The organism is Neisseria sp. Marseille-Q2251 (assembly GCF_940793045.1).
In the GTDB taxonomy this organism is placed as follows: Bacteria; Pseudomonadota; Gammaproteobacteria; order Burkholderiales; family Neisseriaceae; genus Neisseria.
The window spans coordinates 57,650-73,071 of record NZ_CALNWV010000002.1; the positions used below are offsets into that span (position 1 = coordinate 57,650).

Annotated in this window: 14 protein-coding genes; 6 read left to right on the forward strand and 8 right to left on the reverse strand. The window is 52.5% G+C overall.

Annotated features, from left to right (window positions below; genetic code table 11):
- Positions 1–75 precede the first annotated feature (75 nt).
- Entirely contained in the window at positions 76–2,928 is a 2,853-nt protein-coding gene (gene gcvP, locus AAG834_RS01495) for an aminomethyl-transferring glycine dehydrogenase (protein ID WP_342031038.1), read from the forward strand.
- A 103-nt stretch (positions 2,929–3,031) separates the two neighbouring features.
- Here the strand turns inward: gcvP and AAG834_RS01500 are convergent, their stop codons facing one another.
- Positions 3,032–3,190 (reverse strand): DUF1328 domain-containing protein, encoded by a 159-nt coding sequence (locus tag AAG834_RS01500; RefSeq protein WP_003744611.1) that lies wholly within the window; start codon positions 3,188–3,190, stop codon positions 3,032–3,034.
- A 676-nt stretch (positions 3,191–3,866) separates the two neighbouring features.
- On the opposite strand from AAG834_RS01500, the gene AAG834_RS01505 reads away from it, so the two are divergent.
- The 4 genes from AAG834_RS01505 to AAG834_RS01520 all read left to right on the forward strand — a co-directional run bounded on the left by AAG834_RS01505 (position 3,867) and on the right by AAG834_RS01520 (position 8,668).
- The gene (locus AAG834_RS01505; RefSeq protein WP_342031039.1) at positions 3,867–4,721 is read left to right on the forward strand and encodes a carbon-nitrogen hydrolase family protein; all 855 of its coding nucleotides are present in this window, start codon (positions 3,867–3,869) and stop codon (positions 4,719–4,721) included.
- A 242-nt stretch (positions 4,722–4,963) separates the two neighbouring features.
- The gene (rbsK, locus tag AAG834_RS01510) at positions 4,964–5,866 is read left to right on the forward strand and encodes a ribokinase (RefSeq protein ID WP_342031040.1); all 903 of its coding nucleotides are present in this window, start codon (positions 4,964–4,966) and stop codon (positions 5,864–5,866) included.
- Between the two features lie 224 nt (positions 5,867–6,090).
- Entirely contained in the window at positions 6,091–6,651 is a 561-nt protein-coding gene (locus AAG834_RS01515; RefSeq protein WP_039855310.1) for an adenine phosphoribosyltransferase, read from the forward strand.
- Positions 6,652–6,823: 172 nt separating this feature from the next.
- Complete coding sequence (locus tag AAG834_RS01520; RefSeq protein WP_342031041.1) at positions 6,824–8,668, forward strand: lytic transglycosylase domain-containing protein; 1,845 nt, start codon at positions 6,824–6,826, stop codon at positions 8,666–8,668.
- A 318-nt stretch (positions 8,669–8,986) separates the two neighbouring features.
- On the opposite strand, the gene accD is transcribed toward AAG834_RS01520, so the two are convergent.
- The 7 genes from accD to pmbA form a co-directional block, all read right to left on the reverse strand.
- Positions 8,987–9,862: an acetyl-CoA carboxylase, carboxyltransferase subunit beta gene (accD, locus tag AAG834_RS01525; RefSeq protein WP_342031042.1), complete on the reverse strand. Its 876-nt coding sequence runs from the start codon at positions 9,860–9,862 to the stop codon at positions 8,987–8,989.
- Between the two features lie 59 nt (positions 9,863–9,921).
- Entirely contained in the window at positions 9,922–10,707 is a 786-nt protein-coding gene (gene trpA / locus AAG834_RS01530; RefSeq protein ID WP_070440935.1) for a tryptophan synthase subunit alpha, read from the reverse strand.
- A gap of 211 nt (positions 10,708–10,918) precedes the next feature.
- Positions 10,919–11,389, reverse strand: coding sequence for an FxsA family protein (locus AAG834_RS01535; RefSeq protein WP_342031043.1), 471 nt, complete (start codon positions 11,387–11,389; stop codon positions 10,919–10,921).
- Positions 11,390–11,630: 241 nt separating this feature from the next.
- Entirely contained in the window at positions 11,631–12,164 is a 534-nt protein-coding gene (locus AAG834_RS01540; RefSeq protein ID WP_342031044.1) for a glutathione peroxidase, read from the reverse strand.
- Between the two features lie 74 nt (positions 12,165–12,238).
- Complete coding sequence (locus AAG834_RS01545; protein ID WP_342031045.1) at positions 12,239–12,640, reverse strand: ankyrin repeat domain-containing protein; 402 nt, start codon at positions 12,638–12,640, stop codon at positions 12,239–12,241.
- 142 nt (positions 12,641–12,782) lie between these two features.
- Complete coding sequence (gene rpsO, locus AAG834_RS01550) at positions 12,783–13,052, reverse strand: 30S ribosomal protein S15 (RefSeq protein ID WP_003679932.1); 270 nt, start codon at positions 13,050–13,052, stop codon at positions 12,783–12,785.
- A 214-nt stretch (positions 13,053–13,266) separates the two neighbouring features.
- Entirely contained in the window at positions 13,267–14,598 is a 1,332-nt protein-coding gene (gene pmbA, locus AAG834_RS01555; protein WP_342031046.1) for a metalloprotease PmbA, read from the reverse strand.
- 278 nt (positions 14,599–14,876) lie between these two features.
- Between pmbA and yjgA the strand changes: the two genes are divergently transcribed.
- A complete protein-coding gene (gene yjgA, locus AAG834_RS01565; RefSeq protein WP_342031047.1) occupies positions 14,877–15,407 on the forward strand; it encodes a ribosome biogenesis factor YjgA in 531 nt (176 codons plus the stop codon).
- Positions 15,408–15,422: the final 15 nt, after the last annotated feature.

Consider the following 15,422-nt stretch of genomic DNA (forward strand, 5'->3'; position numbering starts at 1 on the left):
CCATAGCTGTAAGGTCGTCTGAAACACAAAACACCTGCCTTCGCGGCAGATTCCTACAACAAAAAAGGAGTAGAAATGAAACTATCCGAACTGTTCAACCCCAACGAATTTGCCGCGCGTCATTTGAGTTTCGGCGACGAGGCCGCGCTTTTGGAAGCGCTCGGCGAGAAAAGCATGGACGAATTTGTCGGCAACACCGTGCCGCAAAGCATCCGTATGCCGTCCGAACTTGACCTGCCCGAAGCCCTGACCGAGGCGGATGCTTTGGCGAAGCTGAAAGCCATTGCGGCGAAAAACGTGATCAACAAATCCTATATCGGTTTGGGCTATTACCCGACCCGCGTGCCGAACGTGATTTTGCGCAACGTATTGGAAAATCCGGGCTGGTACACCGCCTACACGCCGTATCAGGCGGAAATCGCGCAGGGGCGTTTGGAAGCGTTGTTGAACTTCCAGCAGGTGTGCATCGATTTGACCGGCTTCCCTGTGGCAGGCGCGTCTTTGTTGGACGAGGCAACTGCCGCCGCTGAAGCGATGGCAATGGCGCACCGCGTGGGCAAGGTGAAATCCGAGCGTTTCTTTGTGGACGAGCGCGTTTATCCACAGACTTTGGACGTGATGAAAACCCGCGCCAAATATTTCGGCTTCGAGCTGGTGGTTGGCGATTTTGCCAAAGCGGATGAGGGCGAATACTTCGGCGCGCTGTTCCAATACGTCGGCAAAGACGGCGATGTGCAAGACTTGCAGGATGTTATAGGTCGTCTGAAAACCAAAGGCACGGTTGTTGCCGTTGCCGCCGACATTATGAGCTTGGTCTTGCTGAAATCGCCTGCCGAGTTGGGCGCGGACATCGCGTTGGGCAACACGCAACGCTTCGGTGTACCGATGGGCTTCGGCGGGCCACACGCCGCTTATTTCGCGTTTAAAGACGAGTTCAAACGCTCCGCCCCGGGCCGCATCATCGGCGTATCCAAAGACGCATCGGGCAAACCCGCGCTGCGCATGGCGTTGTCCACCCGCGAGCAACACATCCGCCGCGAAAAAGCCACGTCCAACATCTGCACCGCGCAAGCATTGCTGGCGAACTTGGCGGGCATGTACGCCGTTTATCACGGCCCCGAAGGCGTGAAACGCATCGCCAACCGCATTCACGCGCTGGCTTCCGCCTTTGCCGACGCGTTGGTTTCAGACGGCCTGAATGTGGTTCACAAAGTCTTCTTCGATACCGTTACCGTTGATTTCGGCAGCAAAGACAAAGCGGACAAAACGTTCCAAACCGCTTTGGAACTGGGCTACAACCTGCGCCGCGTCAGCGACACCCAAATCGCCGCCGCCTTCCACGAAACATCCGTGCGCGAAGACCTTGCCGTGTTGTACTACGCCTTCACCGGCAACAACACCTTCACGCTTTCAGACGACGTCAAAGGTCGTCTGAAAACCGAATTCCTGCGTCAAGACAATATCTTGCAGCATCCCGTGTTCAACCGTTACCACACCGAACACGAAATGCTGCGCTACCTGAAAAAACTCGAAGACCGCGATTTGGCGATGAACCGCAGCATGATTTCGCTGGGCAGTTGCACCATGAAGCTCAACGCCACCGCCGAAATGCTGCCGATTACTTGGGCGGAGTTCACCAACATCCACCCCTACGCCCCCGAAACCCAAACCGCAGGCTACCGCGAGCTCCTGACCGACATGGAAAACAGCCTGAAAGCCATCACCGGCTTTGACGCGATTTCCTTCCAGCCCAACTCCGGCGCGCAGGGCGAATACAGCGGTATGCTCGCCATCCGCCGCTATCAGGAAGCCCAAGGCGAAGCGCACCGCAACATCTGCCTGATTCCCAAATCCGCCCACGGCACCAACCCCGCCACCGCCGCCATGCTCGGTTTGAAAGTCGTCGTCGTCGATACCGACGAACACGGCAACGTCAACATCGACGATTTGAAAGCCAAAGCCGAGCAACACCGCGACACCTTGTCCGCCATCATGATTACCTATCCGTCCACCCACGGCGTGTACGAAGAAGGCATCCGCGACATCTGCCGCATCATCCATGAAAACGGCGGACAGGTTTACATGGACGGCGCCAACCTCAACGCCCAAATCGGCATCATGCAGCCCGCCGAAGTCGGCGCGGACGTGTTGCACATGAACCTGCACAAAACCTTCTGTATTCCTCACGGAGGCGGCGGTCCGGGCATGGGCCCCATCGGTCTGAAAGCCCACCTCGCCCCGTTTGCCCCAGGTCATGTGCTGACCGACACGCACAGCGCCAGTGCCGAGCAAACCGCCGTTGCCGCCGCAGCCTTCGGTTCCGCGTCCATCCTGCCGATTACTTGGATGTACCTGACCATGATGGGCAAACAAGGCATGGAGCAGGCAACGCGCTGGGCATTGCTCAACGCCAACTACGTCGCCAAACGCCTGAGCGAAGACTATCCCGTCCTTTACACAGGCAAAAACGGCCGCGTCGCGCACGAATGTATCGTCGATTTGCGTCCGCTCAAAGCCGAAAGCGGCATCACCGAAACCGACATCGCCAAACGCCTGATGGACTACGGCTTCCACGCCCCAACCGTCTCCTTCCCCGTTGCCGGCACGCTGATGATCGAACCGACCGAAAGCGAGAGCAAAGCCGAACTCGACCGCTTCATCGCCGCCCTGAAACAAATCAAACAGGAAGTGTTGAAAGTCGAACGCGGCGAATGGCCGAAAGACGACAACCCGCTGGTCAACGCCCCGCACACCGCCGCCGACGTAACCGGCGAATGGGCGCATCCGTACTCCCGCGAAGAAGCCGTTTTCCCGCTGCCTTTCGTGCGCGAAAACAAATTCTGGCCGAGCGTCAACCGCGTGGACGACGTGTACGGCGACCGGAATTTGGTCTGCACCTGCCCGCCGATGGAAGCGTATGAAGATTAGGGTTTGACATGAAGAAAGGTCGTCTGAAAATTTCAGACGACCTTTGTTTTAAAAAACGTTCATTCAGAAGGTAGCGTGGTTACGCCTTATCTGTTTGTCAGTTTTATTTTTTCTTGCCAAAAATCAGGGACAACACTGACAAAATCAGGAAACCGACAAACAGGATTTTAGCGATACCTGCCGCGCTGCCTGCAATACCACCAAAGCCCAGTACGGCTGCAATAATGGCGATGACAAAGAAAACAACTGCATAATGAAGCATGGTTTTTTCCTTTCTGTTTAGTGTGCAAACGGTTTGATGTGCAAACGGTTGAGGATAACCTGTCCGTTTTTTGTGGGATTTAACAGTTTTAATTACTTAATCAACTATCTTATTGATTAATTTCATACTCACGGATGTAACCGCTTGTAGTACAACCTTATCTGATAACTTCTTACTTAGCAAACCGTAGCAATACAAATTTTCAAGAAATCAGCCCAATTATGAAATAACCAAACAAAGAATCAACAGCTTATATACAGACGTTAAGTTTTGAAAACATTTATATTTTATCGATTTATTAGCATTTAAAAAATTCTTTTTTAAAATCAACAAAAAATAAAAAATAATATATTTATATAAAGTAATGCCAAACCTGCCGTTCAAATCATCACAAAAACGGCTCAGAAAATTAAAAGGTCGTCTGAAACACTGCTTTCCTTATTGATTGTTTTTTTGAAACGATTTCGTTATATAGTGGATTAACTTTAAACCAGTACGGCGTTACCTCGCCTTAGCTCAAAGAGAACGATTCTCTAAGGTGCTGAAGCACCAAGTGAATCGGTTCCGTACTATCTGTACTGTCTGCGGCTTCGTCGCCTTGTCCTGATTTAAATTTAATCCACTATAAAACCAACCATCTCTTACCCTTTTCAGACGACCCGACAGGAAACCCGCCATGCAAAACATCCGCGCCGCCGCCGTGCAAATGATTTCTTCCACCAATCCCGATGTCAACATCGAAACCATGAAACGCCTTGTGCACCAAGCAGCCGAGCAAGGGGCGGACTGGGTGTTGCTGCCCGAATACTGGCCGCTGATGGGGCGCAAGGATACCGACAAACTGGCTTTTGCCGAGCCTTTAGTCGGCGGTAATTTTAGCGAAACCCGCTGCGCTCGTTTTGGCGAAACTCGCTACGCTCGTTTTCAGACGACCTTGAGCGAAACGGCGGCGGAATGCGGCGTGGTGCTGTTTGGCGGCACGATTCCGCTGCAAAGCCCAGACGAAGGCAAGGTTATGAACACGATGTTGGTGTACGACCGCGACGGCACGCAAATCGGGCTGTACCACAAAATGCACCTGTTCGGTTTCTCAGGCCTGGGCGAACGCTATGCCGAAGCGGACACCATCAGCGCGGGCGGCGATGTGCCGAAATTGGCTGCCGACGGCGTGCCGCTTGCCGCAGGCGTGTGCTACGACTTGCGCTTTCCCGAGTTTTTCCGCGCCCAGCAGCCGTTTGACGTTTTGCTGCTGCCCGCAGCCTTCACTTACACGACAGGCAAAGCGCATTGGGAATTGCTGCTGCGCGCCCGCGCAGTGGAAAACCAATGCTACGTCATCGCTTCGGCGCAAGGCGGCGAGCACGAAAGCGGCAGGCGCACATTCGGCCATAGTATGATTATCGACCCGTGGGGCGAAATCTTGGGTGTATTGCCCGAAGGCGAAGGTATTGTCATTGCCGATTTGGACGGCACAAGGCTGCAAAGCGTGCGCACTAGACTGCCAGCGTTGCAACACAGATTATTAAAATAAAAACAATTCCTCCCCAAGCACCGTCATTTCCGCCTTAAATCCTATGATATGTTGATTTTATCGCAACAAAATTAATCCAAAGTAATATGAAATTGACAATTAATTTTGCATTTATAATATTAGCAGGTACAATTTCAGACTATCTTGTCCATTATTTCAAACTATGATTGATATTTGGGGACAGCAGACAAAATAAGACCGTTTCAAACGGTCTATTGCATTTCATAAAAGGGATATCAAGGATGCTCCAAGCTAAAATTGTCGTTATCGGCAGTATTAATATGGATTTAGTTACCCGCGCTTCAAAATTTCCCAGAGCGGGTGAAACATTACTGGGAAGCTCGTTTCACCGCTTCATGGGCGGCAAGGGCGCAAACCAAGCGATTGCAGCGGCACGTTTGGGGGCAGACGTCTGTATAGTCGGCGCGGTCGGCGATGACGATTTCGGCTATGAAATGACCACCAACCTCTGCCGCGAAGGCATCTTTACCGAACACATCCAAACCCTCACCGGCCTACCCAGCGGCATGGCAAACATTACCGTTGCCGACGATGAAAACGCCATCATCGTTATCGCTGGAGCCAATATGGGACTGACGGTTGCCGACATCGAAAACGCCGAGCAGCAAATCGCCTCCGCCGATGTGGTTTTGAGCCAGCTCGAAATTCCGATGGACTGCGTCATCGCCGCCGCAAAATTGGCGAAGAAATACGGCAAGCCCTTTATCCTCAACCCGGCTCCCGCCCAATTCCTGCCTTCGGAATTATGGGAATTGGTCACCCTTCTGACCCCCAACCGCTACGAACTTGCCGACTGCCTCGGTCTGTCTCAAGACTTGAATCCCGAAGAGCTGATTCTAAAAGCCCCCTGCCCCGTCCTGATGACCATGGGCGACAAAGGCGCAGTTTATAAAGACGGTAAAGACAGTTTGCGTTATGTTTCCAGCTTTAAAGTGGACGCCGCCGACACTACCGGCGCCAGCGACGCATTCAACGGCGCGTTGTCCGTCTTCTGGAATCAAGGCATCGAAACCGCCGTCCGCAAGGCATGTGCTGCCGCCGCGCTTTCCATTACCCAAGACGGCGCGCAAAACGGGATGCCTTTCAAAGAAGAATTGGAACAATTCCTCGCTGCGCACCAATAAATCCATATTCACGTTATCAAACAGTCAAAAGGTCGTCTGAAACCCATCTTCCGGCATTTCAGACGACCTTTATTAATCTTAAAGATGATTGAGCCGCATTACCGTGTCGCACGCCATGTCATGAACGCTTCGGGGAATGGTTAAACCACCCCGATGGATTTGGCAACCGGCCGTCTGACGGCTACAATATCGTGTTAAAAACTTTTCATTTGGGAACACGCAAAATGTTGGTTCATCCTGAGGCGATGGGCGTCGCCGAATTGGCGGACAAAATCCGCAAAATCGAAAACTGGCCGCAAAAAGGCATTTTATTTCACGACATTACACCGGTGCTTCAAAGCGCGGAATATTTCCGCCTTTTGGTGGACTTGCTGGTCTATCGCTATATGGGTCAGAAAATCGATGTCGTGGCAGGCTTGGACGCACGCGGCTTCATCATCGGCGCGGCGTTGGCGTATCAGTTGAACGTCGGCTTCGTCCCCATCCGCAAAAAAGGCAAGCTGCCTTTTGATACGATTTCGCAAAGCTACGCGCTGGAGTACGGCGAAGCAACGGTCGAAATCCACAAAGATGCGGTCAAACCCGGTGCGCGGGTGCTGCTGGTCGATGACTTGGTCGCAACCGGCGGCACCATGCTGGCTGGCGTGGAACTAATCCGCAAACTTGGCGGCGAAGTCGTTGAAGCAGCGGCGATTTTGGAATTTACGGACTTAATCGGCGGCAGCAAAATCCGCGAAAACGGCGTTCCCCTGTTTACCCTACTGCAAAACGAAGGCTGCATGTAAACTTTGTCCCATGCGCCAAAGGTCGTCTGAAACAGCCATCCTGCTTTTTCAGACGACCTTTTTGTTGTCCTTGATTACGCGGTTAATGTAAATATCGGTTTCAGATTCGGATAATGCCGCCAAATCGTTTAAAATGCGGTTCTAATTGATTCTAATAAAGATACGGCAAGTAATGAACGCACAACGCATATTTTCCCTCTCGCTCAGCCTGATTGCCGCAGCCGTCTTGTCGGCGTGCGTCTCTGAAAACGACACCTCATCCAAAGAGCCTGCCTCTTCCCTGACCGAACCCGCCTCCATCCCCGCCCGTCGCGCGGAAGGCGAATCCAAAGTATTGTCCGATTACGGTCAATATCAAGGCGCGCTGGACGCTGCCAAACGCGGCGACGATATGTGGGTGCAACAATTCTTGGCGCAGGCGGGCGACAGCGCGATGGCTGAAAACGTCCGCAACGAATGGCTCAAAAGCCTCGGCGCGCGCGGACAATGGGATACGTTCCGCCAAGAAAACAAAAAGCTGAATGCAGCGGGTCGGGTGCAGGAAGTGCAATGTTATGCCGAGCTGAGCAGCGGCAGCTACAACATGGCGGCAGAGCTTGTGCGCGTTACCAATAAACTGCCCGCGGGCTGTACCCGCTTGGTTGAAAGTGCGGCATCGGCAGGTCGTCTGAACAGCAACGACGCATGGCGCCGCGTACGCGGATTGTTGAGCAACAGCCAAACCAGCGACGCACGCAGCTTGGCAGCCGCATTGGGCAGCCCGTTTGAAGGCGGTACGCAAGGTTCGCGCGAATACAGCCTTTTGAACATCATCGGCAAAGACGCGCGCAAATCTTCTTCCGCAGCCTCCACGCTGTCCGGCATGGAATCCGGCTTAAGCCGCGAACAAAGCAGCTTCGCATGGGGCGTATTGGGACTCCACCAAGCGCAAAATCAAAACATGCAGACCGCGTTGAGCTACTACGGCCGCGTTTCCGACCGCAAACAACTGACCGACGAACAATTCGAATGGTACGCCCGCGCCTCCCTGCGTCTGCAACGCTGGAACGAATTGTCCGGCATCATCCAACAAATGCCCGACAACCTGCAAAAAGACCCGACTTGGCAATACTGGCTGGGTCGCAGCTACGCCGCACAAGGCAACCAAAGCCGCGCTAAAGACATGTACGAAAAAGCCGCCGCAAGCGGACGCAATTTCTACGCCGTCTTAGCAGGCGAAGAACTCGGCCGCCGCGTCAACACCAAAAACAACGTCTCCGATGCCGATAAAAAAGACGTCCGCCGCATGGCAGACGACGGCGCCATCAAACGCGCGCTGGTTCTGTTTAAAAACAGCCAAAGCAGCAACGATGCCAAAATGCGCCGTCAAGCGCAGGCTGAATGGCGTTTTGCCACCCGCGATTTCAACGAGGACAACCTCCTGACCGCCGCGCAAGTCGCCTTTGAGAACCAGTTCTACGACATGGCGATCAACAGCGCCGACCGTACAGAGCGCAAACTCAACTACAACCTGCGCTACCTCTCTCCGTTTAAAGAGACCACCGTCCGCTACGCCTCACAAGCAGGCATTGATCCCGCTTGGGTTTACGGCCTGATCCGCCAAGAAAGCCGCTTCGTCATGGGCGCACAATCCAGCGTCGGCGCGCAAGGCCTGATGCAGGTTATGCCCGCCACCGCCCGCGAAATCGCCGGCAAAATCGGTATGAGCAGCAGCGAACTCTACACCATGGACGGAAACATCCGTATGGGTACATGGTACATGGCAGATGCCAAACGCCGCCTGCAAAACAACGAAGTGATGGCAACCGCAGGCTACAACGCCGGCCCCGGCCGTGCCCGCAACTGGCAGGCTTCTACGCCTCTGGAAGGCGCGATTTACGCCGAAACCATCCCCTTCACCGAAACCCGCGACTACGTCAAAAAAGTCATGACCAACGCGACCTACTACGCATCCCTGTTCAACGAACCGCAAACTTCGTTAAAACAGCGTATGGGAACCGTTCCGGGTCGTTATTGATTGGCGCGGCTGTATCTGACCAGATTGTTTGATAGATACGGAAGCCAAACTTGAAAAAGGTCGTCTGAAAATGTGTTTTCAGACGACCTTTTTAGTATGGATGCTGGTGAAAACTGCAAATCGAAAGCTTAAATCTTCATCGCCCGCTCGCATTCTTGGCAATGGGTTGGTTGCATTGCCCTGCCCCAATCCTTCACTGTTACTTGCTGCCGTGTATCAAGCACTCAGCCACTTAGCGGGAACACATCACAAAAAGGTCGTCTGAAAACCGAAAAATCAATTTTCAGACGACCTTTTGTTATTTCAAACCTTCTCGGTTTAAGCAGCGTTGACTTTATCTTGGCGGCGCAGCAGGGTAATCAGGTCGCTGATGCGCTGTTTCATGTTGCGGCGGTCGACGATTTGGTCGATAGCGCCTTTTTCCAGCAGGAATTCTGCGCGTTGGAAGCCTTCGGGTAAGGTTTCGCGGACGGTTTGTTCAATAACGCGAGGGCCGGCAAAGCCGATAAGGGCGTTGGGTTCGGCAAGCACGACATCGCCGAGGAAGGCGAAACTGGCGGATACGCCGCCCATGGTCGGGTCGGTCAGGACGGAGATGAACGGCAGGTGTTTTTCAGTCAGAAGATGCAATGCCGCACTGGTTTTGGTCATTTGCATCAATGAGTTGACTCCTTCCTGCATACGCGCACCGCCCGATGCGGCAACGCAGATGAAAGAGCAGTTATCGGCTACGGCGCGGCGCACGCCTTGGACGAAACGTTCGCCAACGACAGAACCCATAGAGCCGCCGATAAAGCGGAATTCGAAGGCGGCAATCACGACGGGCAGGCCATTCATAAAGCCTTTCATCACGACCAACGCATCATCTTCGCCGGTGGCTTTGCGCGCGGCGGCCAAGCGTTCGGGGTATTTTTTGCTGTCTTTGAATTTCAGCGGGTCGGTCGGTTTGATATTGGCGGCGATTTCTTCGCGGCCTTCCTCGTCCAAAAGCAAATTGAGGCGTTCGCGCGCGGAAAGCGGGTTGTGGTGGTTACATTTCGGGCAAACTTGGTCGTTTTGCTGAAGTTCGGTCGAGTAGATGGTTGCCGAGCAGGAAGGGCATTTGTGCCACAGGCCTTCGGGAACGTTGGACGAGCCTTCGCTTTTGCTGCGGTTTTTGATTTTAGGCGGTAGGATTTTGTCTAACCAACTCATGGATGACTCCTTAGAATTCGGGATTCAGACGACCTTTGCGTGTGTTTTCGGAAAAGGCCTTAACGGATTGCGTCTTTTAATTCTTTTACCAACGCGCCGACGGCTTCTGCTTCGCGGCCTGCGTTATTTTCAATTTCTTTGACGATGCGGCTGCCGACGATGACGGCATCGGCAACGGCGCCGATTTTGCGCGCGCTTTCGGCATTGCTGATGCCGAAACCGACGCCGATCGGGATGTCGATATACTTGCGCAAAAGCTCTATTTTACGCGAAACTTCTTCGGTATCCAAACTTGCCGCGCCGGTAACGCCTTTGAGCGAAACGTAATAGACAAAGCCGCCTGCAACGCGGGCGATGGTTTGAATGCGCTCTTCGGTCGTGGTCGGGGCAATCAGGAAAATGCAGTCGATGCCGCGCGCTTTGAGTGCATCGTGCAGCGGGGTGATGGTTTCAACAGGAGAATCGACGGTCAGCACGCCGTCCACGCCGGCTTCAGCCGCTGCTTGGGCAAATGCCTGATAACCTATTTTGTGAATCGGATTCAGATAACCCATCAGGACGACGGGCGTATTGCCGTTTGTTTCGCGGAAGCGGCGCACGATATTCAATACGTCGTTGAGGGAAACTTTGTTTGCCAACGCGCGCTCGGCGGCGCGCTGGATGGTCGGGCCGTCCGCCATCGGGTCGGAAAAAGGAACGCCCAATTCGAGGATGTCGGCGCCGTTTTCAACCAAACTGTGCATCAGCGCAAGCGTGGTGTCGAGATTGGGATCGCCTACGGTGATATAGGGAATCAGGGCTTTTGCGCCGTCAAGCGCGGCAAAGGTTTGCTGGATTCTGCTCATCTTGATTTCTCGTTTCCATAACGGCTGTTTCAAGCCGGTTTTCATCGACAATAAGTTGGCAAGTATAGCATTGACTGTCTGTTTCGGGCGAAACTGCATGACATTTTCAGTCATTTTTTCATATAGATAAAAGGTCGTCTGAAAATCTTTTCAGACGACCTTTCCAAAACCGGGCAGTCAGACTGCTGCCGCCATGCCGATTTTCCACCCTTTAATCGCGTTTGTGTTCGATATATTCTTGGTGTTTGGCTTGAGGATCGGCGCGGGTTACCGTATATTCGCCTTCGATGATATCGCCGTCATCTTCACCACGGTGCGTAAAGGTTTGCTGACGGAATGACTGCGTATTCATTTGGGCCACAGGCCGACCTTTAATCGGCAAAAGCAGCAGCAAGGCGATAATGGTGGACACAAAACCCGGACTGAGCAGTAAAATCCCGGCGACGGTATAACGTATCGGCCACAACATCTGATACATGGAAATATTGTCCCCGCTGCGGATGGCCGCACCCGCCAGCAAAATGCCGGACAGCCCAGTATGGCGCAGCATCATCGTGCCGCCGATAAAGCTGGCAATCATCAGCAGGAAAGTGAATCCGCCACCCAACCAATCTGCCACCCAAACGATGGACATAATTTCCAAAAACAATAATATTAAGAAACCCACACCGAAATACTGCATTTCTGATCCTTTAAATTCCAAACCCGCTTCATGCCGCGCAAGCCGACACGTATTAGTCGCAATTTCAATATATCTTATTGAATCTTATTAGATATAACCAACCGACATTTTGTTCTTGCCAAACAATCGGCTTCCCTTAACATAAAGATAATGCGCCCTACTTTCAAGGCGGGCGAATGTGAAAAACCGTAAGGTTTCGGCACATTTTTTCAGACGAGGTCGTCTGAAACGGCATACACGCTCATAGCAACTTCTTGATATCGTTTTCGATTTCTTCCGGCGTCACGCTGGGCGCAAACCGTGCCGTCACTTCGCCTTGCCGATTAATCAGGAATTTGGTGAAGTTCCAGCGGATATCGCTTGCCTGATGCTTGCTGCCCCATGCCGCCAACCGCAACACCGCTTCTTTCAACATATGCCCGCCCCTATCCTGCGGCTGTTGCGCTTTTAAATACGCATAAAGCGGCGATGCGGATGCGCCGTTTACGTCGATTTTTTCAAAAATTTTGAACGCTGTACCAAATTTTGTCTGACAGACGGAAGCAATTTCCCGACTGCTCTCCGGCGTCTGTCCGCGAAATTGGTTGCAAGGGAAATCCAATATCTCCAAACCTTGCCCGCTGTAACGTTCATAAAGCTGCTGCAATGCCGTATATTGCGGCGTCAATCCGCAGCGCGTCGCGGTGTTAACAATCAGCAGCACCTTTCCTCGGTAAACACTCAGGGAAACCGGATTGCCCTGCGCATCGTTTAATGTGAAGTCGTAAATATTCATGTTATTTGTTCAAAAAAGTTAGAGAAAACAAATCGAGTCGGGCAAACACCGGCTGAAATTTTGATCCGTATGTTTCATTTTGAGTGATGATTTTTATAGTATTTCAACAATGCCATCATTTCTTTTGCTTTCTTTTTTCCATGCCGCTCGTCAGTGACAAAATCTTCTGCTTGATTGCCCAATTCATTTTTGATGTTCGGGTTGGCACCGTTTGCCAAAAGTATTTCAAGTATCGCCACATTGCCGTTGAAACAGGCGTTTTGGATGGGCGTAAAACCCATTTCGCCCTGTTTGTTGACATCCGCGCCATGTTGAATCAGCAATAGAACATCTTCGCGAGCTTGATTGATGACTGCCAAATTCAGCAAGGTTTCATCCATAGTACCCACATCATGCACGGAAGCAATACGGGGATGCGAGGAGAAAGCCAAGTTATTTTGATATTTGGCGAACAGGTTGGTCAGATTTTGATTCATTATTTATCCTGAAACGATGTTGTTTGAGACACGGATATGTTTTCAGACGACCCCGATAAACCTGCGCTATTGTTTTTATAATTTATCGTCAACCCATATGAAAAAACACCGCTTTCGCAAGCGGTGTCCGGTAAAGCAGCAATTATTTGCGCAGACCCAAGCGGGTGATCAGGGTGCGGTATGTATCAGGTTGAGTACGGCGCAAGTAAGACAACAGACGGCGACGTTGGCTGACCATTTTCAACAGGCCGCGACGGCTGTGGTGGTCTTTAGGGTTGGCTTTGAAGTGGGGAGTCAGGTCGTTGATACGGAAAGTCAACAGAGCGACTTGTACTTCAGAAGAACCGGTATCGCCTTCTTTACGTTGGAAATCTTTAACAATTTGTGCTTTTTGTTCTACGGTCAATGCCATGATGGATAACTCCGAAAAATAAAAGAACCGTCATTTGTTAAAACTCGGGTTCGGACAAGTTTGACGAGCAGGAAACCCGTTCAAACTCCTGAAGTCTTTTTGTAAAGACGGGCGGATTATGCCACAATTTGGACGGTTTTGCACGATTAAATCCCGCCTTCAGGCTTTGTTTTATCAAGACTGTGGTTTTCAGACGACCTTGCCGCCCTAGAAACTACTCCCCCGCCACGGTCATACTCTCAATCAGCACCGAACCGATTTTGTTGGAAGAGCGGCGCAGCGCGTCGTTGGCAGTGCCGACGATGCCAAGGTACATATCCTGCAAGCGGCCGGCGATGGTGATTTCTTGGACGGGGTGGCTGATGATGCCGTTTTCCACCCAAAAACCCGCCGCGCCGCGCGAATAGTCGCCCGTGATGGTGTTCACGCCCTGACCCATCAGTTCGGTAACCAACAATCCCGTGCCCATTTCTTTCAGCAGGTCGGACTGCGTTTCGTGCGTATGGTTCAAATAAAGGTTGTGTGCGCCGCCGGCGTTGCCCGTGGTCTGCATACCGAGTTTTCTTGCGCTGTAACTGCTGAGGAAATAACCTTCGACGATGCCGTCGCGGATAACGAAACGCGGCTGCGTGGCGACGCCTTCGGAGTCGAAATAAGTGCTGCCGAAGGCGCGGGGAATGTGCGGTTCTTCGCGCAGGCTGAGGAAGTCGGGCAGGACTTTTCTGCCTATGCTGTCAATCAGGAAACTGCTTTGGCGGTAGAGCGCGCCGCCGCTGAGTGCGCCGACGAGGTGTCCGATAAGGCCGCCTGCGACGGTGGTATCGAAGAGGACGGGATAGCTGCCTGTCGGGATGCTGCGGCTGTTCAGACGACGCAAGGTGCGCTCGGCGGCGGTTTTGCCGATTTGCTCGGGGCTGTCCATGTCTTGATGGCGGCAGGCTGCGTCGTACCAGTAGTCGCGCTGCATACCGTTTTCGTCGGCGGCGACGATGCTGCACGAAATGCTGTGGCGCGTGCCTTGTTGGTGGGCGGTGAAGCCGTGGGTGTTGCCGTAAACGTATTGGTAATGTCCGGTCTGAACGCCTGCGCCTTCGGAATTTTCGATGCGTTCATCCGCGCTCAGGGCGGCTTGTTCGCATTGTTTTGCCAACTCGATGGCGGCTTCCGTGCTTAAATCCCATTCGTGGTAACGGTCGAGTTCGCCGACGTGTTGCGCCATAAGCGAAGCATCTGCCAGACCTGCGCAATCGTCTTCGGCAGTGTAGCGGGCGATGTCGATGGCGGCTTTGACGGTGTCTTGCAGGGCTTTTTCGGAGAAGTCGGCGGTGCTGGCACGTCCTTTGCGTTTGCCGACGTACACGGTAATATCCAACGATTTGTCTTGCTGGAATTCGATTTGTTCGATTTCGCCCAGCCGTACGCTGACGCTTTGTCCGATGGATTCGCTAAAGTCGGCTTCGGCAGCCGCCGCGCCCATGTTTTTTGCCAAATCCAAGGCGTGTCCGCATAAGCCGGTCAGCTCGGAGGCGGTGTGGTTAAACAGCATAAAAGGTTTCCTGACAGAGGTTTGCGGCATTTTAACCGTTTTCAGACGACCTCGGCAAAAATACCGCCACAGAAGATATAGTGGATTAAATTTAAATCAGGACAAGGCGACGAAGCCGCAGACAGTACAAATAGTACGGCAAGGCGAGGCAACGCCGTACTGGTTTAAATTTAATCCACTATAAAAGATCGTCTGAAAACGCCGTTTCAACAGGGCGTTGACGTGAAACCTGCCCGAACGTGCTAAAATACCCGAAACAAAATTAAAGGTTTATCAAAATGTTTGAAAACGAAGACGAATGGGTCAGCAAAACCCAAATGAAAAAGCAAATGAACGATTTGCAGGCTTTGGGCATGGAGTTGACCAAACTCTCAACCGATACGCTGAAAAAAATCGGCTTGGACGAAGATTTGTACGAAGCCGTCGTTACCTACAAAAAAATCACGTCCAACGGCGCGCTCAAACGCCAAAGCCAATTCATCGGCAGGCTGATGCGCGACACCGACCCCGCGCCCATCGAAGCCTTCCTCGCCAAACTGCGCGGCGAAAATACCGCACACAACGCCTTCTTGCAACGCGTCGAACAAGCCCGCACGCGCCTCTTGGCAGACGACAACGCGCTTACCCAGTTTATGGCGGACTTCCCCCATGCCGATGCAGGCAAATTGCGCACCTTAATCCGCAACACGAAAAAAGAGCAGGAACAAAACAAACCGCCGAAAAACTTCCGCGCCCTCTTCCAAGAAATCAAATCCGTCATGGAAGGCGATCAGAGCGATTCGGAAGAAACGCAGGATTGGGCAGAATAAATATCGAGGTCGTCT